11 protein-coding genes are annotated in these 13,834 nt (G+C 45.0%); 8 read left to right on the top strand and 3 right to left on the bottom strand.

From position 1 onward, the window contains the following. Positions 1-2 precede the first annotated feature (2 nt). The 4 genes from GPK88_RS03385 to GPK88_RS03370 all read left to right on the top strand — a co-directional run bounded on the left by GPK88_RS03385 (position 3) and on the right by GPK88_RS03370 (position 8,987). Positions 3-842 (top strand): carbohydrate ABC transporter permease, encoded by an 840-nt coding sequence (locus GPK88_RS03385; RefSeq protein WP_173762827.1) that lies wholly within the window; start codon positions 3-5, stop codon positions 840-842. A gap of 16 nt (positions 843-858) precedes the next feature. Then, the gene (locus GPK88_RS03380; RefSeq protein WP_215707534.1) at positions 859-2,814 is read left to right on the top strand and encodes a glycoside hydrolase family 127 protein; all 1,956 of its coding nucleotides are present in this window, start codon (positions 859-861) and stop codon (positions 2,812-2,814) included. Between the two features lie 546 nt (positions 2,815-3,360). Next, positions 3,361-6,525 carry an isoleucine--tRNA ligase gene (ileS, locus tag GPK88_RS03375; RefSeq protein WP_215707535.1) on the top strand — a complete coding sequence of 1,055 codons (3,165 nt, stop codon included), beginning with the start codon at positions 3,361-3,363 and terminating at the stop codon, positions 6,523-6,525. Further along, positions 6,525-8,987 (top strand): glycogen/starch/alpha-glucan phosphorylase, encoded by a 2,463-nt coding sequence (locus GPK88_RS03370; protein ID WP_215707533.1) that lies wholly within the window; start codon positions 6,525-6,527, stop codon positions 8,985-8,987. Before ileS ends, GPK88_RS03370 begins: the two co-directional genes overlap by 1 nt. A gap of 100 nt (positions 8,988-9,087) precedes the next feature. On the opposite strand, the gene GPK88_RS03365 is transcribed toward GPK88_RS03370, so the two are convergent. Continuing rightward, a complete protein-coding gene (locus tag GPK88_RS03365; protein WP_148445524.1) occupies positions 9,088-9,582 on the bottom strand; it encodes an HD domain-containing protein in 495 nt (164 codons plus the stop codon). Between the two features lie 221 nt (positions 9,583-9,803). Between GPK88_RS03365 and GPK88_RS03360 the strand changes: the two genes are divergently transcribed. Beyond that, the gene (locus GPK88_RS03360; RefSeq protein WP_215707532.1) at positions 9,804-10,370 is read left to right on the top strand and encodes an HD domain-containing protein; all 567 of its coding nucleotides are present in this window, start codon (positions 9,804-9,806) and stop codon (positions 10,368-10,370) included. Positions 10,371-10,459: 89 nt separating this feature from the next. Here the strand turns inward: GPK88_RS03360 and GPK88_RS03355 are convergent, their stop codons facing one another. Beyond that, on the bottom strand, positions 10,460-11,005 hold the full coding sequence (locus GPK88_RS03355; RefSeq protein ID WP_147602717.1) for an NADH peroxidase: 546 nt from the start codon (positions 11,003-11,005) through the stop codon (positions 10,460-10,462). 106 nt (positions 11,006-11,111) lie between these two features. Then, on the bottom strand, positions 11,112-11,516 hold the full coding sequence (locus GPK88_RS03350) for a Fur family transcriptional regulator (protein ID WP_147602716.1): 405 nt from the start codon (positions 11,514-11,516) through the stop codon (positions 11,112-11,114). Between the two features lie 236 nt (positions 11,517-11,752). On the opposite strand from GPK88_RS03350, the gene GPK88_RS03345 reads away from it, so the two are divergent. The 3 genes from GPK88_RS03345 to GPK88_RS03335 all read left to right on the top strand — a co-directional run bounded on the left by GPK88_RS03345 (position 11,753) and on the right by GPK88_RS03335 (position 13,810). After that, positions 11,753-12,346, top strand: coding sequence for a DUF3793 family protein (locus tag GPK88_RS03345; protein ID WP_195565899.1), 594 nt, complete (start codon positions 11,753-11,755; stop codon positions 12,344-12,346). A gap of 30 nt (positions 12,347-12,376) precedes the next feature. Continuing rightward, complete coding sequence (locus GPK88_RS03340; protein WP_178004694.1) at positions 12,377-12,802, top strand: flavodoxin; 426 nt, start codon at positions 12,377-12,379, stop codon at positions 12,800-12,802. Positions 12,803-13,054: 252 nt separating this feature from the next. Beyond that, complete coding sequence (locus GPK88_RS03335) at positions 13,055-13,810, top strand: threonine/serine exporter family protein (protein WP_148445517.1); 756 nt, start codon at positions 13,055-13,057, stop codon at positions 13,808-13,810. Positions 13,811-13,834 lie beyond the last annotated feature (24 nt).

Genomic DNA, 13,834 nt, shown 5'->3' with positions numbered 1-13,834 from the left:
AAATGGAAAAAAAGACAATCACTCCGGTGGATGTTATTAAAAAGATCATTATTGCACTGGTTGTAATTGTTGATGCATATCCAATCTTTTGGTTGTTCACATGTGCATTTAAAAAATCATCTGAGTTTGTAACAAAGCCGTCCTTTGCGCTGCCGGAGGGACTTTACCTTAAGAACTTTTCAGAAGCATGGACCAGAGGAAACATGGGTCTGTATTTCAGAAACAGTTTGATCTATACAGCACTGGCACTTGTTTTTATTGTAATTTTAAGTATGACCATCGGATTTGCAGTAACACAGATGGAATGGAAAATGAAAAATTTCTTTGCAGACTTTTTCCTTCTGGGACTTATGGTTCCGGTTGCAACTGCACTGCTTCCACTGTTTCAGATCTACAATAATACAGGACTTACAAATACAAGACTTTGCCTGGTACTGACTTATATCGCATTTGGCCTTTCTCTTTCTATCTTCCTTGTAACAGGATATATGAGATCTCTTCCAAGGGAAATTCTTGAGGCAAGTGTTATTGACGGATGCGGAATTTATTCCATGATGTGGCACATTGTTTTCCCACTGATGAAAAATGCCGCAGTTACTGTTCTGGTTCTGCAGTTCTTCTATAAATGGAATGACCTGCTGTTTTCCATGACATTTATCAGTGACAGCAAACTGAAAACAATACAAACCGGACTTCTCTATTTTGAGAATGAGTTCGGAACAAAAGACTGGGGTGCGATCTTTGCGTCTATCGCGATCAGCGTATTCCCGATGCTTATCATCTATATGATCCTTAACAAGACAGTAATCGAAGGTATGACAAGTGGAGCTGTAAAAGGCTGATTTTAGGAGGAAAAACATGCTTGCGGATACAAGAAAATCGAAATATGCAAAAGTAAGCGGAGCAGAATATGACCAGATCAAATGGACCGGCGGTTTCTGGAAAGATGTTGTGGAGAACTGTGCAGAGAGTACAGTTCCTCACCTGCAGAAAATGTTTGAGGCACTGGATGCGGGACATGTAGTTGAAAATTTCCGTATCTGTGCAGGAGAAAAAAGCGGCGAGTTTGGCGGCAGTGATTTTGGTGACGGAGATTTTTACAAATGGATGGAGTCCCAGCTTTATTCTGCAGAACAGCTTCAGGACCAGAGCCGTCTGGACAAGCTGGACGAATATATCGACCTGATCGGACGCGCCCAGGAAGAGGACGGATATATTTCCACAAAACAGATCATCGGTATGCGTAACGGTACCCGTGAGGGAAGACTGGGAGATATCAACGAGTTCGAGGTCTACAATATGGGCCATCTGTTTACTTCTGCCTGCCTGTATAAGAGGATCACAGGAAAAGAAAACTTCCTGGATATCGCAAGAAAAGCAGCAGATTTTCTGGAAAACATGTATGCGGAAGCAGAGAAAAAAGGTGAGGTACAGACAGCAGTATGCCCGTCCCATTACATGGGCCTTATTGAAATGTACCGTACCACCGGTGAGAAAAAATACCTGGATCTTGCACACAAGGCGATAGTGCTACGTGATTCTGTAAAAGAAGGCATGGACGATAACCAGGACAGACTGCCGCTGAAAGAACACGAAAAGATCATTGGCCATGCAGTACGTGCCACATACCTTTACGCAGGAGTTGCAGACCTCTATGCAGAAGAAGGAGACAAAGATTATCTGGATGTCCTTCACAAGGTATGGAAAAATATGGTCAACACAAAGATCTACCTGACAGGCGGTGTGGGAGCTTTATATAACGGTGCTTCTCCTTACGGAGATTTCTGGAACCATCAGCTTATCCATCAGGCTTTCGGATATGAGTACCAGCTTCCCAATGTAACGGCCTACAATGAAACCTGTGCGTCCATCGGTCTTGTAATGTGGGCATACAGAATGTTTCTGATTGAGCCGAAGGCGGAGTATTTTGATGTGATCGAGCGTGCTCTTCTGAACGTAAACCTTGCAGCCGTAAGTCTGGACGGAAAGAAATTCTTCTATGAAAATATGCTGCGCAGGGCAAAGAAGCTTGAATATAAACTGATCTGGCCTCTTACAAGAACAGAGTATCTCATCAGTTACTGCTGCCCTCCAAACCTTGCACGTATAGTGACACAGTCCGGAGAGTATGCATATATAGTTTCCACAGACAGTGTTTACACCGGTATTTACGGAGAGTGTGATGCAGCCCTTACCCTTGAAAACGGTGCATCTTTCACTCTGAAACAGAAGACAGAATATCCGTATAACGGAAAGATCATCTTTGAATTTGAGAATGTTATCTGTGATAAACCGGTAACACTGAATTTAAGAATTCCCAAATGGGCAGAAAGCGGAAGCATCAGAGCTGGCGGCGAAGAGCGTAAACTTGATAAGAGTACAAGAGAGACTTATCAGGCAGTTCATATTGAGATACTTGCAGGTGCAAAAGTTGAGCTTGAACTTGACATGCCGGTACGCTTTACCATGGCACATCCGATGGTAGAGGAGGACAGTCAGCTTATTGCAGTGGAAAAAGGACCACTGGTATACTGCATGGAAAGCCCGGATGCAGATACAGATACACTGGATGATATCTGCATCAATATCCACAGCACATTTAAAGATGGCAAAATGGAGATTCAGGGCAGGGAGATCGGTGTTCTGGAGACAGAAGCCTACCAGATCGTCCATGAGGAGTATGATCCGGATGAACTGTATCAGTCCTTTACCGGAGAAAAGAAAAAGATTATTCCGGTCCGCCTGATCCCGTATTTTGCATGGGATAACCGTGAATACGGAGAAATGCGTATATGGATGCCATGGAGGGAATAAAAAATCCCTGAAAACACTTGACATATGGATTTTCCCCAACCTATAATAGACAGCGTATATAGAAAAAGCTGTGATGGAGACAGTAGGCCATATGGAAAGCTTGCAGCGAACTGGGGATGGTGGGAGCCCGGGACGAGTAAATATGGCGGAATATCACTCCTGAGCTTCAGTTCCGAAGTTGTCCGGCAGCAGCCGGAAGAATATCTGATATACAGATGATCATTAAGTAAGAACTGACGGATTTCCTCCGTTACAGGGAACATATATCGGCAGATACAAAGAATTGTCCGCCATGAACAGACATGGAACAACAGCCCGCGCCATAACACAGAGCATAAGAACACAGCAGAAGACGCAGGGATCTGGACACAGGCCCGTATAATGTAACAGGTGGTACAGCGAATCAGACTTCGTCCTTTTACAGGATGGGGTCTTTTTTTATAAGTGCCCGAAGCATTGGCACGAACAGGTATCTGTGAAGAAACAATCCGCTGTGGCCTTACAGATGAGGCAGCAGCCAGTAATCAGACACAGGAGGTAAATATTGTGTATCGTAAAGTTGACACGAATCTGAATTTTGTTGACCGTGAAAAAGAAGTCGAGAAATTCTGGAAAGACAACAAGATTTTCGAAAAGAGTATGGACAGCCGTAAGGAGGGCGAGACATACACATTCTATGACGGACCGCCTACCGCAAATGGTAAGCCACATATCGGACACGTTCTGACACGAGTTATCAAGGATATGATCCCGAGATACCGTACAATGAAGGGGTACATGGTTCCGAGAAAAGCAGGATGGGATACTCACGGACTTCCGGTTGAGCTTGAGGTTGAGAAGAAGCTTGGCCTTGACGGCAAGGAGCAGATCGAGGAGTACGGAATGGAGCCGTTCATTCAGCAGTGTAAGGAGAGCGTATGGAAATACAAGGGAATGTGGGAGGATTTCTCATCTACCGTTGGTTTCTGGGCTGACATGGAGCATCCGTATGTAACATACGACAATAACTTTATCGAGTCCGAGTGGTGGGCATTGAAAGAGATCTGGGAAAAAGGTCTTCTTTATAAAGGCTTTAAGATCGTTCCTTATTGCCCACGCTGCGGAACTCCTCTTTCCGCACAGGAGGTTTCTCAGGGATACAAGACTGTTAAAGAGCGCTCTGCGATCGTACGTTTCAAGGTTGTTGGTGAGGACGCATACTTCCTGGCATGGACAACAACACCATGGACACTTCCATCCAACGTTGCACTTTGTGTAAATCCGGATGAGATCTACTGTAAGGTAAAAGCAGCAGACGGCTATACCTACTACATGGCAGAAGCACTTCTGGACAAGGTTCTCGGCAAGCTTGCAAAGGATGATGAGCCTGCATATGAGATCCTTGAGAAATATAAAGGAACAGACCTTGAGCGTAAGGAATATGAGCCGCTTTTTGCATGTACGGGAGAGGCAGCAGCAAAACAGCGCAAAAAAGCTCATTTCGTAACCTGTGACAACTACGTTACCATGAGTGATGGTACCGGTATCGTTCATATCGCACCTGCATTTGGTGAGGATGACAGCCGTGTCGGACGTGAGTATGACCTTCCGTTCGTACAGTTCGTAGACGGACAGGGTAACATGACCAAAGAGACACCATACGCTGGTGTATTCGTAAAGAAAGCGGACCCGATGGTCCTTACTGACCTTGACAAAGAGGGCAAGCTTTTTGATGCGCCGAAATTCGAGCATGATTATCCGCACTGCTGGAGATGTGACACACCGCTTATCTACTATGCACGTGAGTCCTGGTTCATCAAGATGACTGCAGTAAAGGATGATCTGATCCGCAACAACAATACAATCAACTGGATCCCGGAGAGCATCGGTAAAGGACGTTTCGGTGACTGGCTTGAGAACGTTCAGGACTGGGGTATTTCCAGAAACCGTTACTGGGGAACACCACTGAACATCTGGCAGTGTGAGTGCGGACATATGGAATCCGTGGGAAGCCGCCAGGATCTCTATGAGAAGAGTGGTGACGAGCGTGCGAAGACTATCGAGCTTCACCGCCCATACATTGATGATATCACCATGAAGTGCCCGGACTGCGGAAAGACCATGCACCGTGTACCGGAGGTAATCGACTGCTGGTTCGATTCAGGAGCAATGCCTTTTGCACAGCATCATTATCCATTTGAGAATAAAGACCTGTTTGAGCAGCAGTTCCCGGCAGACTTCATCTCCGAGGCTGTTGACCAGACAAGAGGATGGTTCTACTCACTTCTTGCTGAGTCCACACTGCTTTTCAACAAGGCTCCGTATAAGAATGTAATCGTTCTGGGACATGTACAGGATGAGAACGGACAGAAGATGAGTAAGTCCAAGGGAAATGCCGTAGATCCGTTTGATGCACTGAACAAATATGGTGCAGATGCTATCCGCTGGTATTTCTACATCAACAGTGCTCCATGGCTTCCGAACCGTTTCCACGGCAAGGCAGTTGTAGAGGGACAGAGAAAGTTCATGAGCACTCTGTGGAACACCTACGCATTCTTCGTACTGTATGCGAACATTGACAATTTTGACGCAACTAAATATACTTTAGATTACGATAAGCTTCCGGTTATGGATAAATGGCTGCTCAGCAAGCTGAATACCATGGTGAAGACTGTCGATGAGGATCTTGGTTCCTACAAGATTCCGGAGGCTGCAAGAGCGCTTCAGGAATTTGTTGACGATATGAGTAACTGGTATGTAAGAAGAAGCCGTGAGCGTTTCTGGGCAAAGGGCATGGAGCAGGATAAGATCAATGCTTACATGACACTTTACACAGCACTGGTAACAGTTGCCAAAGCTGCAGCTCCGATGATCCCGTTCATGACTGAGGATATCTACCAGAACCTTGTAAGAAGCATTGATGCAGACGCTCCGGAGAGTATCCATCTCTGCGATTACCCGGAGGTAAACGAAGCATGGATCGACAAGGATCTTGAGGCAAACATGGAAGAGCTTCTTGAGATCGTTGTTCTCGGACGTGCATGCAGAAATACCGCAAACATCAAGAACCGTCAGCCGATCGGAACCATGTATGTAAAAGCTGAGAAAGCTATGGATAAATTCTACACAGATATCATCGCAGATGAGCTTAACGTAAAAGAAGTGAAATTCGCAGATGATGTAGAGTCCTTCATTTCTTACAGCTTCAAGCCGCAGCTTCGTACAGTAGGACCGAAATACGGCAAGCTTCTGAACGGCATCCGTACCGCACTCTCCGAGGTCGATGGAACCGCAGCAATGAAAGAGCTGAGAGATAATGGTGTTCTCGTTCTTGACATTGCCGGAAACAGAGTCGAGCTTGCAGAGGAAGACTTATTGATCGAAACAGCCCAGAGCGAGGGCTATGTGACAGAGACAGACGGTGAGACATCCGTTGTCCTTGATACAAACCTTACACCTGAACTGATCCAGGAGGGCTTTGTCCGCGAGATCATCAGCAAGGTTCAGACCATGCGTAAAGAGGCTGGTTTCGAAGTCATGGACAAGATCATTGTCTATGCAAAAGATAACGATAAGATCATGGATATCATGAAAGCAAACCAGGATGAGATCAAACGTGAAGTACTGGCAGAAAACATTATTCTGGGAGAAGCAGAGGGTTACACCAAGGAGTGGAACATCAACAAAGAGGCTGTAACACTGGGAGTATCCAAAGTACAGGAGGAAAACTAATGATTGACAAGCAGTTTGAGAAAGAGGAATTCAAAAAAAGTGTAAAAGAAAACGTAAAATTCCTTTATCGAAAAACACTGGAAGAGGCTACACAGGAGCAGATCTTTCAGGCTGTAAGCTACACTGTGAAGGACGTGATCATTGACAATTGGCTCAAGAGCCAGAAGGCGTATGAAAAACAGGATCCGAAGATCGTATATTATATGTCCATGGAGTTCCTTATGGGCCGTGCCCTTGGAAACAACCTGATCAACCTTGGTGCATACGGCGAGGTTAAGGAGGCTCTTGAGGAGCTTGGACTTGACATTAACTGCATCGAAGACCAGGAGCCGGATCCGGCTCTTGGAAACGGTGGACTTGGAAGACTGGCAGCATGCTTCCTGGATTCTCTTGCAACTCTGAACTACTGTGCATACGGATGCGGAATCCGTTACCGTTATGGTATGTTCAAGCAGGAGATCCGTGACGGTTATCAGGTAGAGGCACCGGATAACTGGCTGAAGAACGGCTATCCTTTCGAGCTCCGTCGTCCGGAGTATGCAAAAGAGGTTCATTTCGGCGGATATGTACGCGTTGAGTGGGATCCGGTGAAGAACGAGAATAAATTCATCCATGAAGGATATCAGGCAGTTAAGGCTGTTCCTTACGATATGCCGATCACAGGTTATAATAATGATGTTGTAAACACACTTCGTATCTGGGATGCAGAGCCGATCGTAGACTTCAACCTTGACTCTTTCGACAAGGGTGATTATCACAACGCAGTAGAGCAGGAGAACCTTGCACGTACTATTGTTGAGGTACTTTATCCGAATGATAACCATATGGCAGGTAAAGAGCTTCGTCTGAAACAGCAGTACTTCTTCGTATCTGCCAGCCTTCAGGCAGCGATTGCCAAATATAAGAAAACACACGATGACATCACAAAGCTTCATGAGAAGGTTGTATTCCAGATGAACGATACTCATCCGACTGTAGCAGTTGCAGAGCTGATGCGTCTTCTTATGGATCAGGAAGGTCTTGGCTGGGATCAGGCATGGGATATCACAACAAAATGCTGTGCTTACACCAACCACACCATCATGTCCGAGGCACTTGAGAAATGGCCGATCGAGCTGTTCTCCAGACTGCTTCCGCGTGTATACCAGATCATCGAGGAGATCAACCGTCGTTTCATTCTTGAGATCCAGCAGAAATATCCTGGAAACTTCGAGAAGATCAAGAAGATGGCGATCATCTATGACGGACAGGTTAAGATGGCTCACCTTGCGATCGTTGCAGGCTACTCTGTAAACGGTGTTGCACGCCTTCATACCGAGATCCTCAAGAATCAGGAGCTGAAGGATTTCTATGAGATGATGCCTGAGAAGTTCAACAACAAAACAAACGGTATCACACAGAGACGTTTCCTTGCTCATGGAAACCCGCTTCTGGCTGACTGGGTAACAGACAAGATCGGACCGGACTGGATCACAGATCTTTCCCAGCTTTCCAAGCTTAAAGTTTACGCAGACGATGAGAAGGCTCTTCAGGAGTTCATGACCATCAAGTTCAAGAACAAAGAGCGTCTTGCAAAATATATCCTGGAGCACAATGGTGTTGAGGTTGACCCGCACTCCATCTTCGATATCCAGGTTAAGAGACTTCATGAGTACAAACGTCAGCTTCTCAATATCCTGCATGTGATCTATCTGTACAACCAGATCAAGGCACATCCGGAGATGGATTTCTATCCGAGAACATTTATCTTTGGTGCAAAGGCTTCCGCAGCTTATGCACGTGCAAAGAAGATCATCAAGCTGATCAACTGTGTGGCAGATGTTGTAAACAATGATGCTTCCATCAACGGCAAGCTGAAGGTTGTATTCATCGAGAACTACCGTGTATCCAACGCTGAGATCATTTTTGCGGCAGCAGATGTTTCCGAGCAGATCTCCACAGCAAGTAAAGAGGCTTCCGGTACAGGTAACATGAAATTCATGCTGAACGGTGCTCCGACACTGGGAACTATGGATGGTGCCAACGTTGAGATCGTACAGGAGGTTGGCGAGGAGAATGCATTTATCTTCGGTATGAGCTCCGACCAGATCATCAACTATGAGAATAACGGCGGTTATGATCCGGACTTCATTTACAATACAGATCCTGAGATCCGTCAGGTACTGATGCAGCTGATCAATGGAACCTTCTCCAGCGATACAGAGATGTTCCGTGACATCTACAATTCACTTCTCGACAAACGCAACATGCCGAGACCTGACCAGTATTTCATCCTTGGCGACTTCCGTTCCTATGCAGAGGCACAGAAGCGTGTTGAGGAAGCATATAAGGATGAGAAACGCTGGGCTAAGATGGCACTTCTCAATACAGCATGCAGCGGTAAGTTCACATCCGACAGAACTATCCAGGAGTATGTAGATGATATCTGGCATCTGGATAAGGTTGTTGTGAAAGAGAACTAAAGATATATAAAGTAATCTGCAAAGTATTACCATAAAATAAATTTCCACACAAAAACAGGGCGCGTCAGAAGTGGTGACGGCCCTGTTTTTTGTGTGGAAATTATGCCGGATTGATGACGATCCGGTTCCGCCTGGCCAGTGCAATGGCGATATGGCAGCCTTCCGCAATGGCGCAGGCTTTATCGGCAAAGCTGATGATCCAGGCTTCTTTGTTGCGTGGAAGAGGTCCCAGAGGGAACATATGTGAGAGAATTGCGTCCAGTTCTCTGTCCGTCATATCAAAGTGAGTGGCACTGTTTTCGGCGGCAGCCTTCGGGTGATAAAACGCCTGATGCTCACCAGTCGGTGTCTCTGCTTTAAAATCGTAGGGACAGAAATCGTGGAGAAGTCCTGCCCTTGCGGCGGCTTTCTCGTCACATCCCAGCTTCCTGGCAATGAACCAGGAGAGGTAAGAAACATTGATACTGTGCATGAGCCGTGTGGTCCACTGGTGGTGGGTGTACAGGCTCAGCTTCAGGAACTCTCTGTTACAGAGGATGTTCTTCACAAGCTCATGATATTCCTGTGAGACCTCGTCCGACACTGTGATATCCATCGGCAATCACCTTCTTTCTTCTGTTTATAATTTCATTATGACGCTTATGGCGAAAAATGCAATAAAGTTTATATTTTTTTTATAAATTAGTTGAGACAAATTTTTTCAGAATGGAATCTTCTGTTTTTCATCTGTTTTCCATGACCGGAGATATGGTATAGTAATGAACAGAATTGGTGTCAGTGAAAATATTATGAAAAGACGGAGGAGAGAGAACGAATATGAAACCAGAAAAACTGATTGAAGTACTTTCTGTTGCAGAACGATTAAAAGATGCAGTGCGTCATTGCTATACATCCGGAGGCAGGCGGGAGAGTGTTGCGGAGCATTCCTGGAGAATTTCTCTGATGGCATATTTTGTCAGCGACGAGTTTCCGGAGGCAGATTTTCTGAAGATCATGAAAATGTGCCTGATCCATGATATGGGAGAAGCTTTTACCGGGGATATCCCAGCTTTTGAAAAAACAGTAAAAGATTCAGAAAAAGAAGCCGATGTGCTGGGTGAATGGGTGAAAACTCTGCCGGAACCATTTGATAAAGAGATGGCAGAACTGTATCAGGAAATGGAAGCACAGCAGACTCTGGAATCCAGAATTTACAAAGCCCTGGACAAACTGGAAGCTCTGATCCAGCATAATGAATCTGACATCAAAACCTGGATACCGCTGGAATATGACCTGCAGATGACCTACGGAAATGAGCAGGTGAAATTCTCAGATTATCTGACGGAGCTTCGGGCACAGGTAAGAGCAGATAGTGTACGGAAGATTGAAAAATTTGCACATTGATGTGCAAATTTTTATCCGAAAAGACAGAAAAAGAGAGAGCCAGATTATATGGCTCTCTCTTGTAAAAATCCTTATTTTAAGAGGATTTCTTATTTACCAAAGTATCTCTTAAGCAGACCAGCGAATGCTTTTCCGTGTCTTGCTTCGTCTTTAGCCATCTCATGTACTGTGTCGTGGATTGCGTCAAGGTCAGCTGCTTTCGCACGTTTAGCAAGGTCAAATTTACCTGCTGTAGCACCGTTCTCAGCTTCTACACGCATCTGAAGGTTCTTCTCTGTGCTGTCTGTTACAACTTCGCCAAGGAGCTCTGCGAATTTAGCTGCATGCTCTGCTTCCTCGTAAGCTGCTTTCTCATAGTAGAGACCTACTTCCGGATATCCTTCTCTGTGAGCAACTCTTGCCATTGCAAGATACATACCAACCTCAGAGCACTCGCCCTCGAAGTTTGCTCTCAGGTCTGCAAGGATGTCTTCACTGACGCCCTTAGCTACGCCTACAACATGCTCAGCTGCCCATGTGAGCTCGCCTTCCTGTTTGGAAAACTTGGAAGCTGGTGCTTTACATACTGGACAGACATCCGGTGCCTGCTCGCCTTCGTAAACATATCCACATACATTACATACCCATTTTGCCATAGTTATAATCTCCTTTTCTTATAAAAATATATTATGATTTTTTGTTTCTTTTAAATTGATAATAGTAATTATTACTGTTTTATAGTAACATGTGATCTTATTTTTGTCAAGACTGTTTTTGTTCTTTTTCCAGGCATTCCTTGCAGATTCCATAGAAGCTTGCGTCTACGTCAAAGACTTTTCCGTGGATAAATTCTGCAGCTGCCTGCTCAAGAATTCCGTTAAGGCTGTCTGACTGCATATCGATCACCCGGTTGCATCTGGTACACATGAAATGTGAATGCGGTGCGACCCTTCCATCGTAGCGGTCCGCGCTTCCGAAATTGGTCAGCTTCCGGATCTCGCCGATGTCACTGAGAAGAGAAAGATTACGGTAGACAGTGCCGAGACTGATGTTGGGGTAGATCTGTCGAAGATTCTCGTATACTGTATCTGCCGTTGGATGATCTGTTCTGGATCTCAGGAATTCCTTGATCGATTCTCGCTGACGGCTGTATTTAAGTGCTGCCATAATGTTTCCTCCCTATCAGTAATAATAATTATTACTGATATCATAATAACCGACAGACATGTTTTTGTCAATAGTTTTTTGTATATTTACGGAAGAATATTTTGCCCTTAATGATAGGATTTTATCAGTAAAAATTCTTATTGAAAATTTTTTAAAAATAAGTTGACAAAGACTAACTTTAGTAGTATATTTACGGCAGTTAGAGAAATCTAACTAAAGCGTAAAGGAGAATGCAAATGACTTGTGCAAAATTTGAATCTGTCATAGGTTATCATTGTTCCCCTGTATTAATGGGAATGAAACCGGCGAACCTTGTTTCCTTTTCCAAGGAAAAAATGCCGGAGCTGCCGGAGATCATTTCGGATTATAAGGAGAGTCTTGAACGGGAAGGCATCTGTATGGAGATCATCTGCGGATGCAGGAAGCATTATCTTCTTCTGGTGTACCGGCCGGATATGCTGCAGGAATATCTTAAGCAGGAAGAAGCCAGGAATCTTTTGCTCCAGGATGGTTACAATATAGATGGTTCTCTGGATGAGATGATCGTCCGTCTGAAGGAGAGATTTTTTCATAAGACGGAATTTCCTCATGAGATCGGACTTTTCCTGGGTTATCCTATTGAAGATGTGAAGGGCTTCCGGAAGTTCGGAGGCAGTGGCTGCAAGATGTGTGGTTACTGGAAGGTTTATGATGATGTGGAGCAGGCTCGCAGGATTTTTGACAGCTATGATAAGTGCCGGGAGTTTACTGCGGCGCAGATCCGTGCGGGGTATTCGATTTTGCAGGTTGTTGGTATGAAGCATCTCTGTACATCTCAGATGTGCGTATAATATAAAGTTTAAAAACAGGAGGTTTTTAAGATGAGCAAGGTAGGAATTATTTACTGGTCTTCCACAGGCAACACAGAGGCAATGGCACAGGCTGTTGAGGAAGGCGCAAAAGCAGCTGGTGCGGATGTTGAGATCATGGAAGTTGCAGATGCAGATGTAGATAAAGCTCTCTCTTATGATGTTCTGGCACTTGGCTGTCCGGCAATGGGAGATGAGGAGCTTGAGGAGGGTGAGTTCGAGCCATTCTTCTCTGATCTGGAAGGCAAACTTTCCGGTAAAAAAGTTGCACTTTTCGGTTCCTATGACTGGGGCGACGGAGAGTGGATGAGAACATGGTGCGGCAGAGCAAAAGACGCAGGTGCAGAACTTGTTGAGGATGAAGGACTCATTGTAAACAACACACCTGATGATGAAGGACTTGCAGCTTGCCGTGAACTTGGCGGAAAACTTGCATAAGATATATTAGATTTCAAATAAATAAAAACTGAGCAGAGCATTGGATTCTCAAACACAAACACCATCCGGACAGAAGGGATAGACATCTTTTTTGTCCGGGTGGTGTTTTATTTTAAACGAAAATATCTGCTTATTACTTTGAAGAAATATAGAAGAAATGAATATTAAGACAAAAAATCCTTGTTGATTTTAATATTTACGTGTCCTAAAATAGATAAAGATGAAATAAATCAGGAAAGTGAGGGATGCCAGATGACGCGGGAGGAAGCGGAACAGTATTTATATTATGCGATGACAATTGGTGAACAGCTTCTTTGCTGCGGAGCAGAGGTTGGACGTGTGGAAGATACCATACGGCGGATCTGCCTGGCATATGGAGCCTCCCGGGCGGATGTTTTTTCTATCACATCCAGTATTGTGACGACTATTTATGGAGAGGATTTTGGAATCTGTACCCAGACGCGGCGTGTGCCGGGAATGTCCAATGACCTGGGACGGCTGGATGACCTGAACCAGCTTTCCAGATATATCTGTGAGTATCGGCCGAAGCCGGAGGAGATCCAGAAGGGGCTGGAAAAGATCCGGGATAAACAAGGATATTCTTTTAAAACGCAGATTTTGATCTATGCTGTAATTTCAGGTTCTTTTTCCGTGTTTTTCGGAGGAGATGTCAACGATATGATCGCTTCTGCGCTGATTGGTATCGCCCTGAAGCTGTTTGAGGCTTTTGTAAAAAAGGGCGCATTAAACTCGCTGCTGACAGTGCTTCTTTGCTGCGGAGCCGGTGGAGTACTTTCCAATCTTACAGTTCTGATCGGGCTTGGACATCATGCGGATCTGATCAGTATCGGAAATATCATGCTTCTGATACCGGGAATTGCATTTACCAATTCATTGCGCGATATGTTTTCAGGAGATACCATTACAGGTTTGATCCGATGTATGGAGGCACTTTTGCTGGCATTGGTCGTGGGCCTTGGTTTTACGGTGGCGAATCTGTTGTTTTAACCGAATCAGGGAAGTTCTCTTGAA

Source organism: Blautia sp. MCC269, from assembly GCF_018785655.1.
Lineage (GTDB): Bacteria > Bacillota > Clostridia > Lachnospirales > Lachnospiraceae > Blautia_A.
Note: the sequence above shows the minus strand (reverse complement) of the source record. Positions and strands in the feature narration are given on the sequence as shown.

Excerpts from the sequence above, each read along its gene's own strand:
- GPK88_RS03385 (WP_173762827.1), top strand. The coding sequence starts at position 3 with ATGGAAAAAAAGACAATCACTCCGGTGGATGTTATTAAAAAGATCATT.
- GPK88_RS03380 (WP_215707534.1), top strand. The coding sequence starts at position 859 with ATGCTTGCGGATACAAGAAAATCGAAATATGCAAAAGTAAGCGGAGCA.
- GPK88_RS03370 (WP_215707533.1), top strand. The coding sequence starts at position 6,525 with ATGATTGACAAGCAGTTTGAGAAAGAGGAATTCAAAAAAAGTGTAAAA.
- GPK88_RS03365 (WP_148445524.1), bottom strand. The coding sequence starts at position 9,582 with ATGGATATCACAGTGTCGGACGAGGTCTCACAGGAATATCATGAGCTT.
- GPK88_RS03360 (WP_215707532.1), top strand. The coding sequence starts at position 9,804 with ATGAAACCAGAAAAACTGATTGAAGTACTTTCTGTTGCAGAACGATTA.
- GPK88_RS03355 (WP_147602717.1), bottom strand. The coding sequence starts at position 11,005 with ATGGCAAAATGGGTATGTAATGTATGTGGATATGTTTACGAAGGCGAG.
- GPK88_RS03350 (WP_147602716.1), bottom strand. The coding sequence starts at position 11,516 with ATGGCAGCACTTAAATACAGCCGTCAGCGAGAATCGATCAAGGAATTC.
- GPK88_RS03345 (WP_195565899.1), top strand. The coding sequence starts at position 11,753 with ATGACTTGTGCAAAATTTGAATCTGTCATAGGTTATCATTGTTCCCCT.
- GPK88_RS03340 (WP_178004694.1), top strand. The coding sequence starts at position 12,377 with ATGAGCAAGGTAGGAATTATTTACTGGTCTTCCACAGGCAACACAGAG.
- GPK88_RS03335 (WP_148445517.1), top strand. The coding sequence starts at position 13,055 with ATGACGCGGGAGGAAGCGGAACAGTATTTATATTATGCGATGACAATT.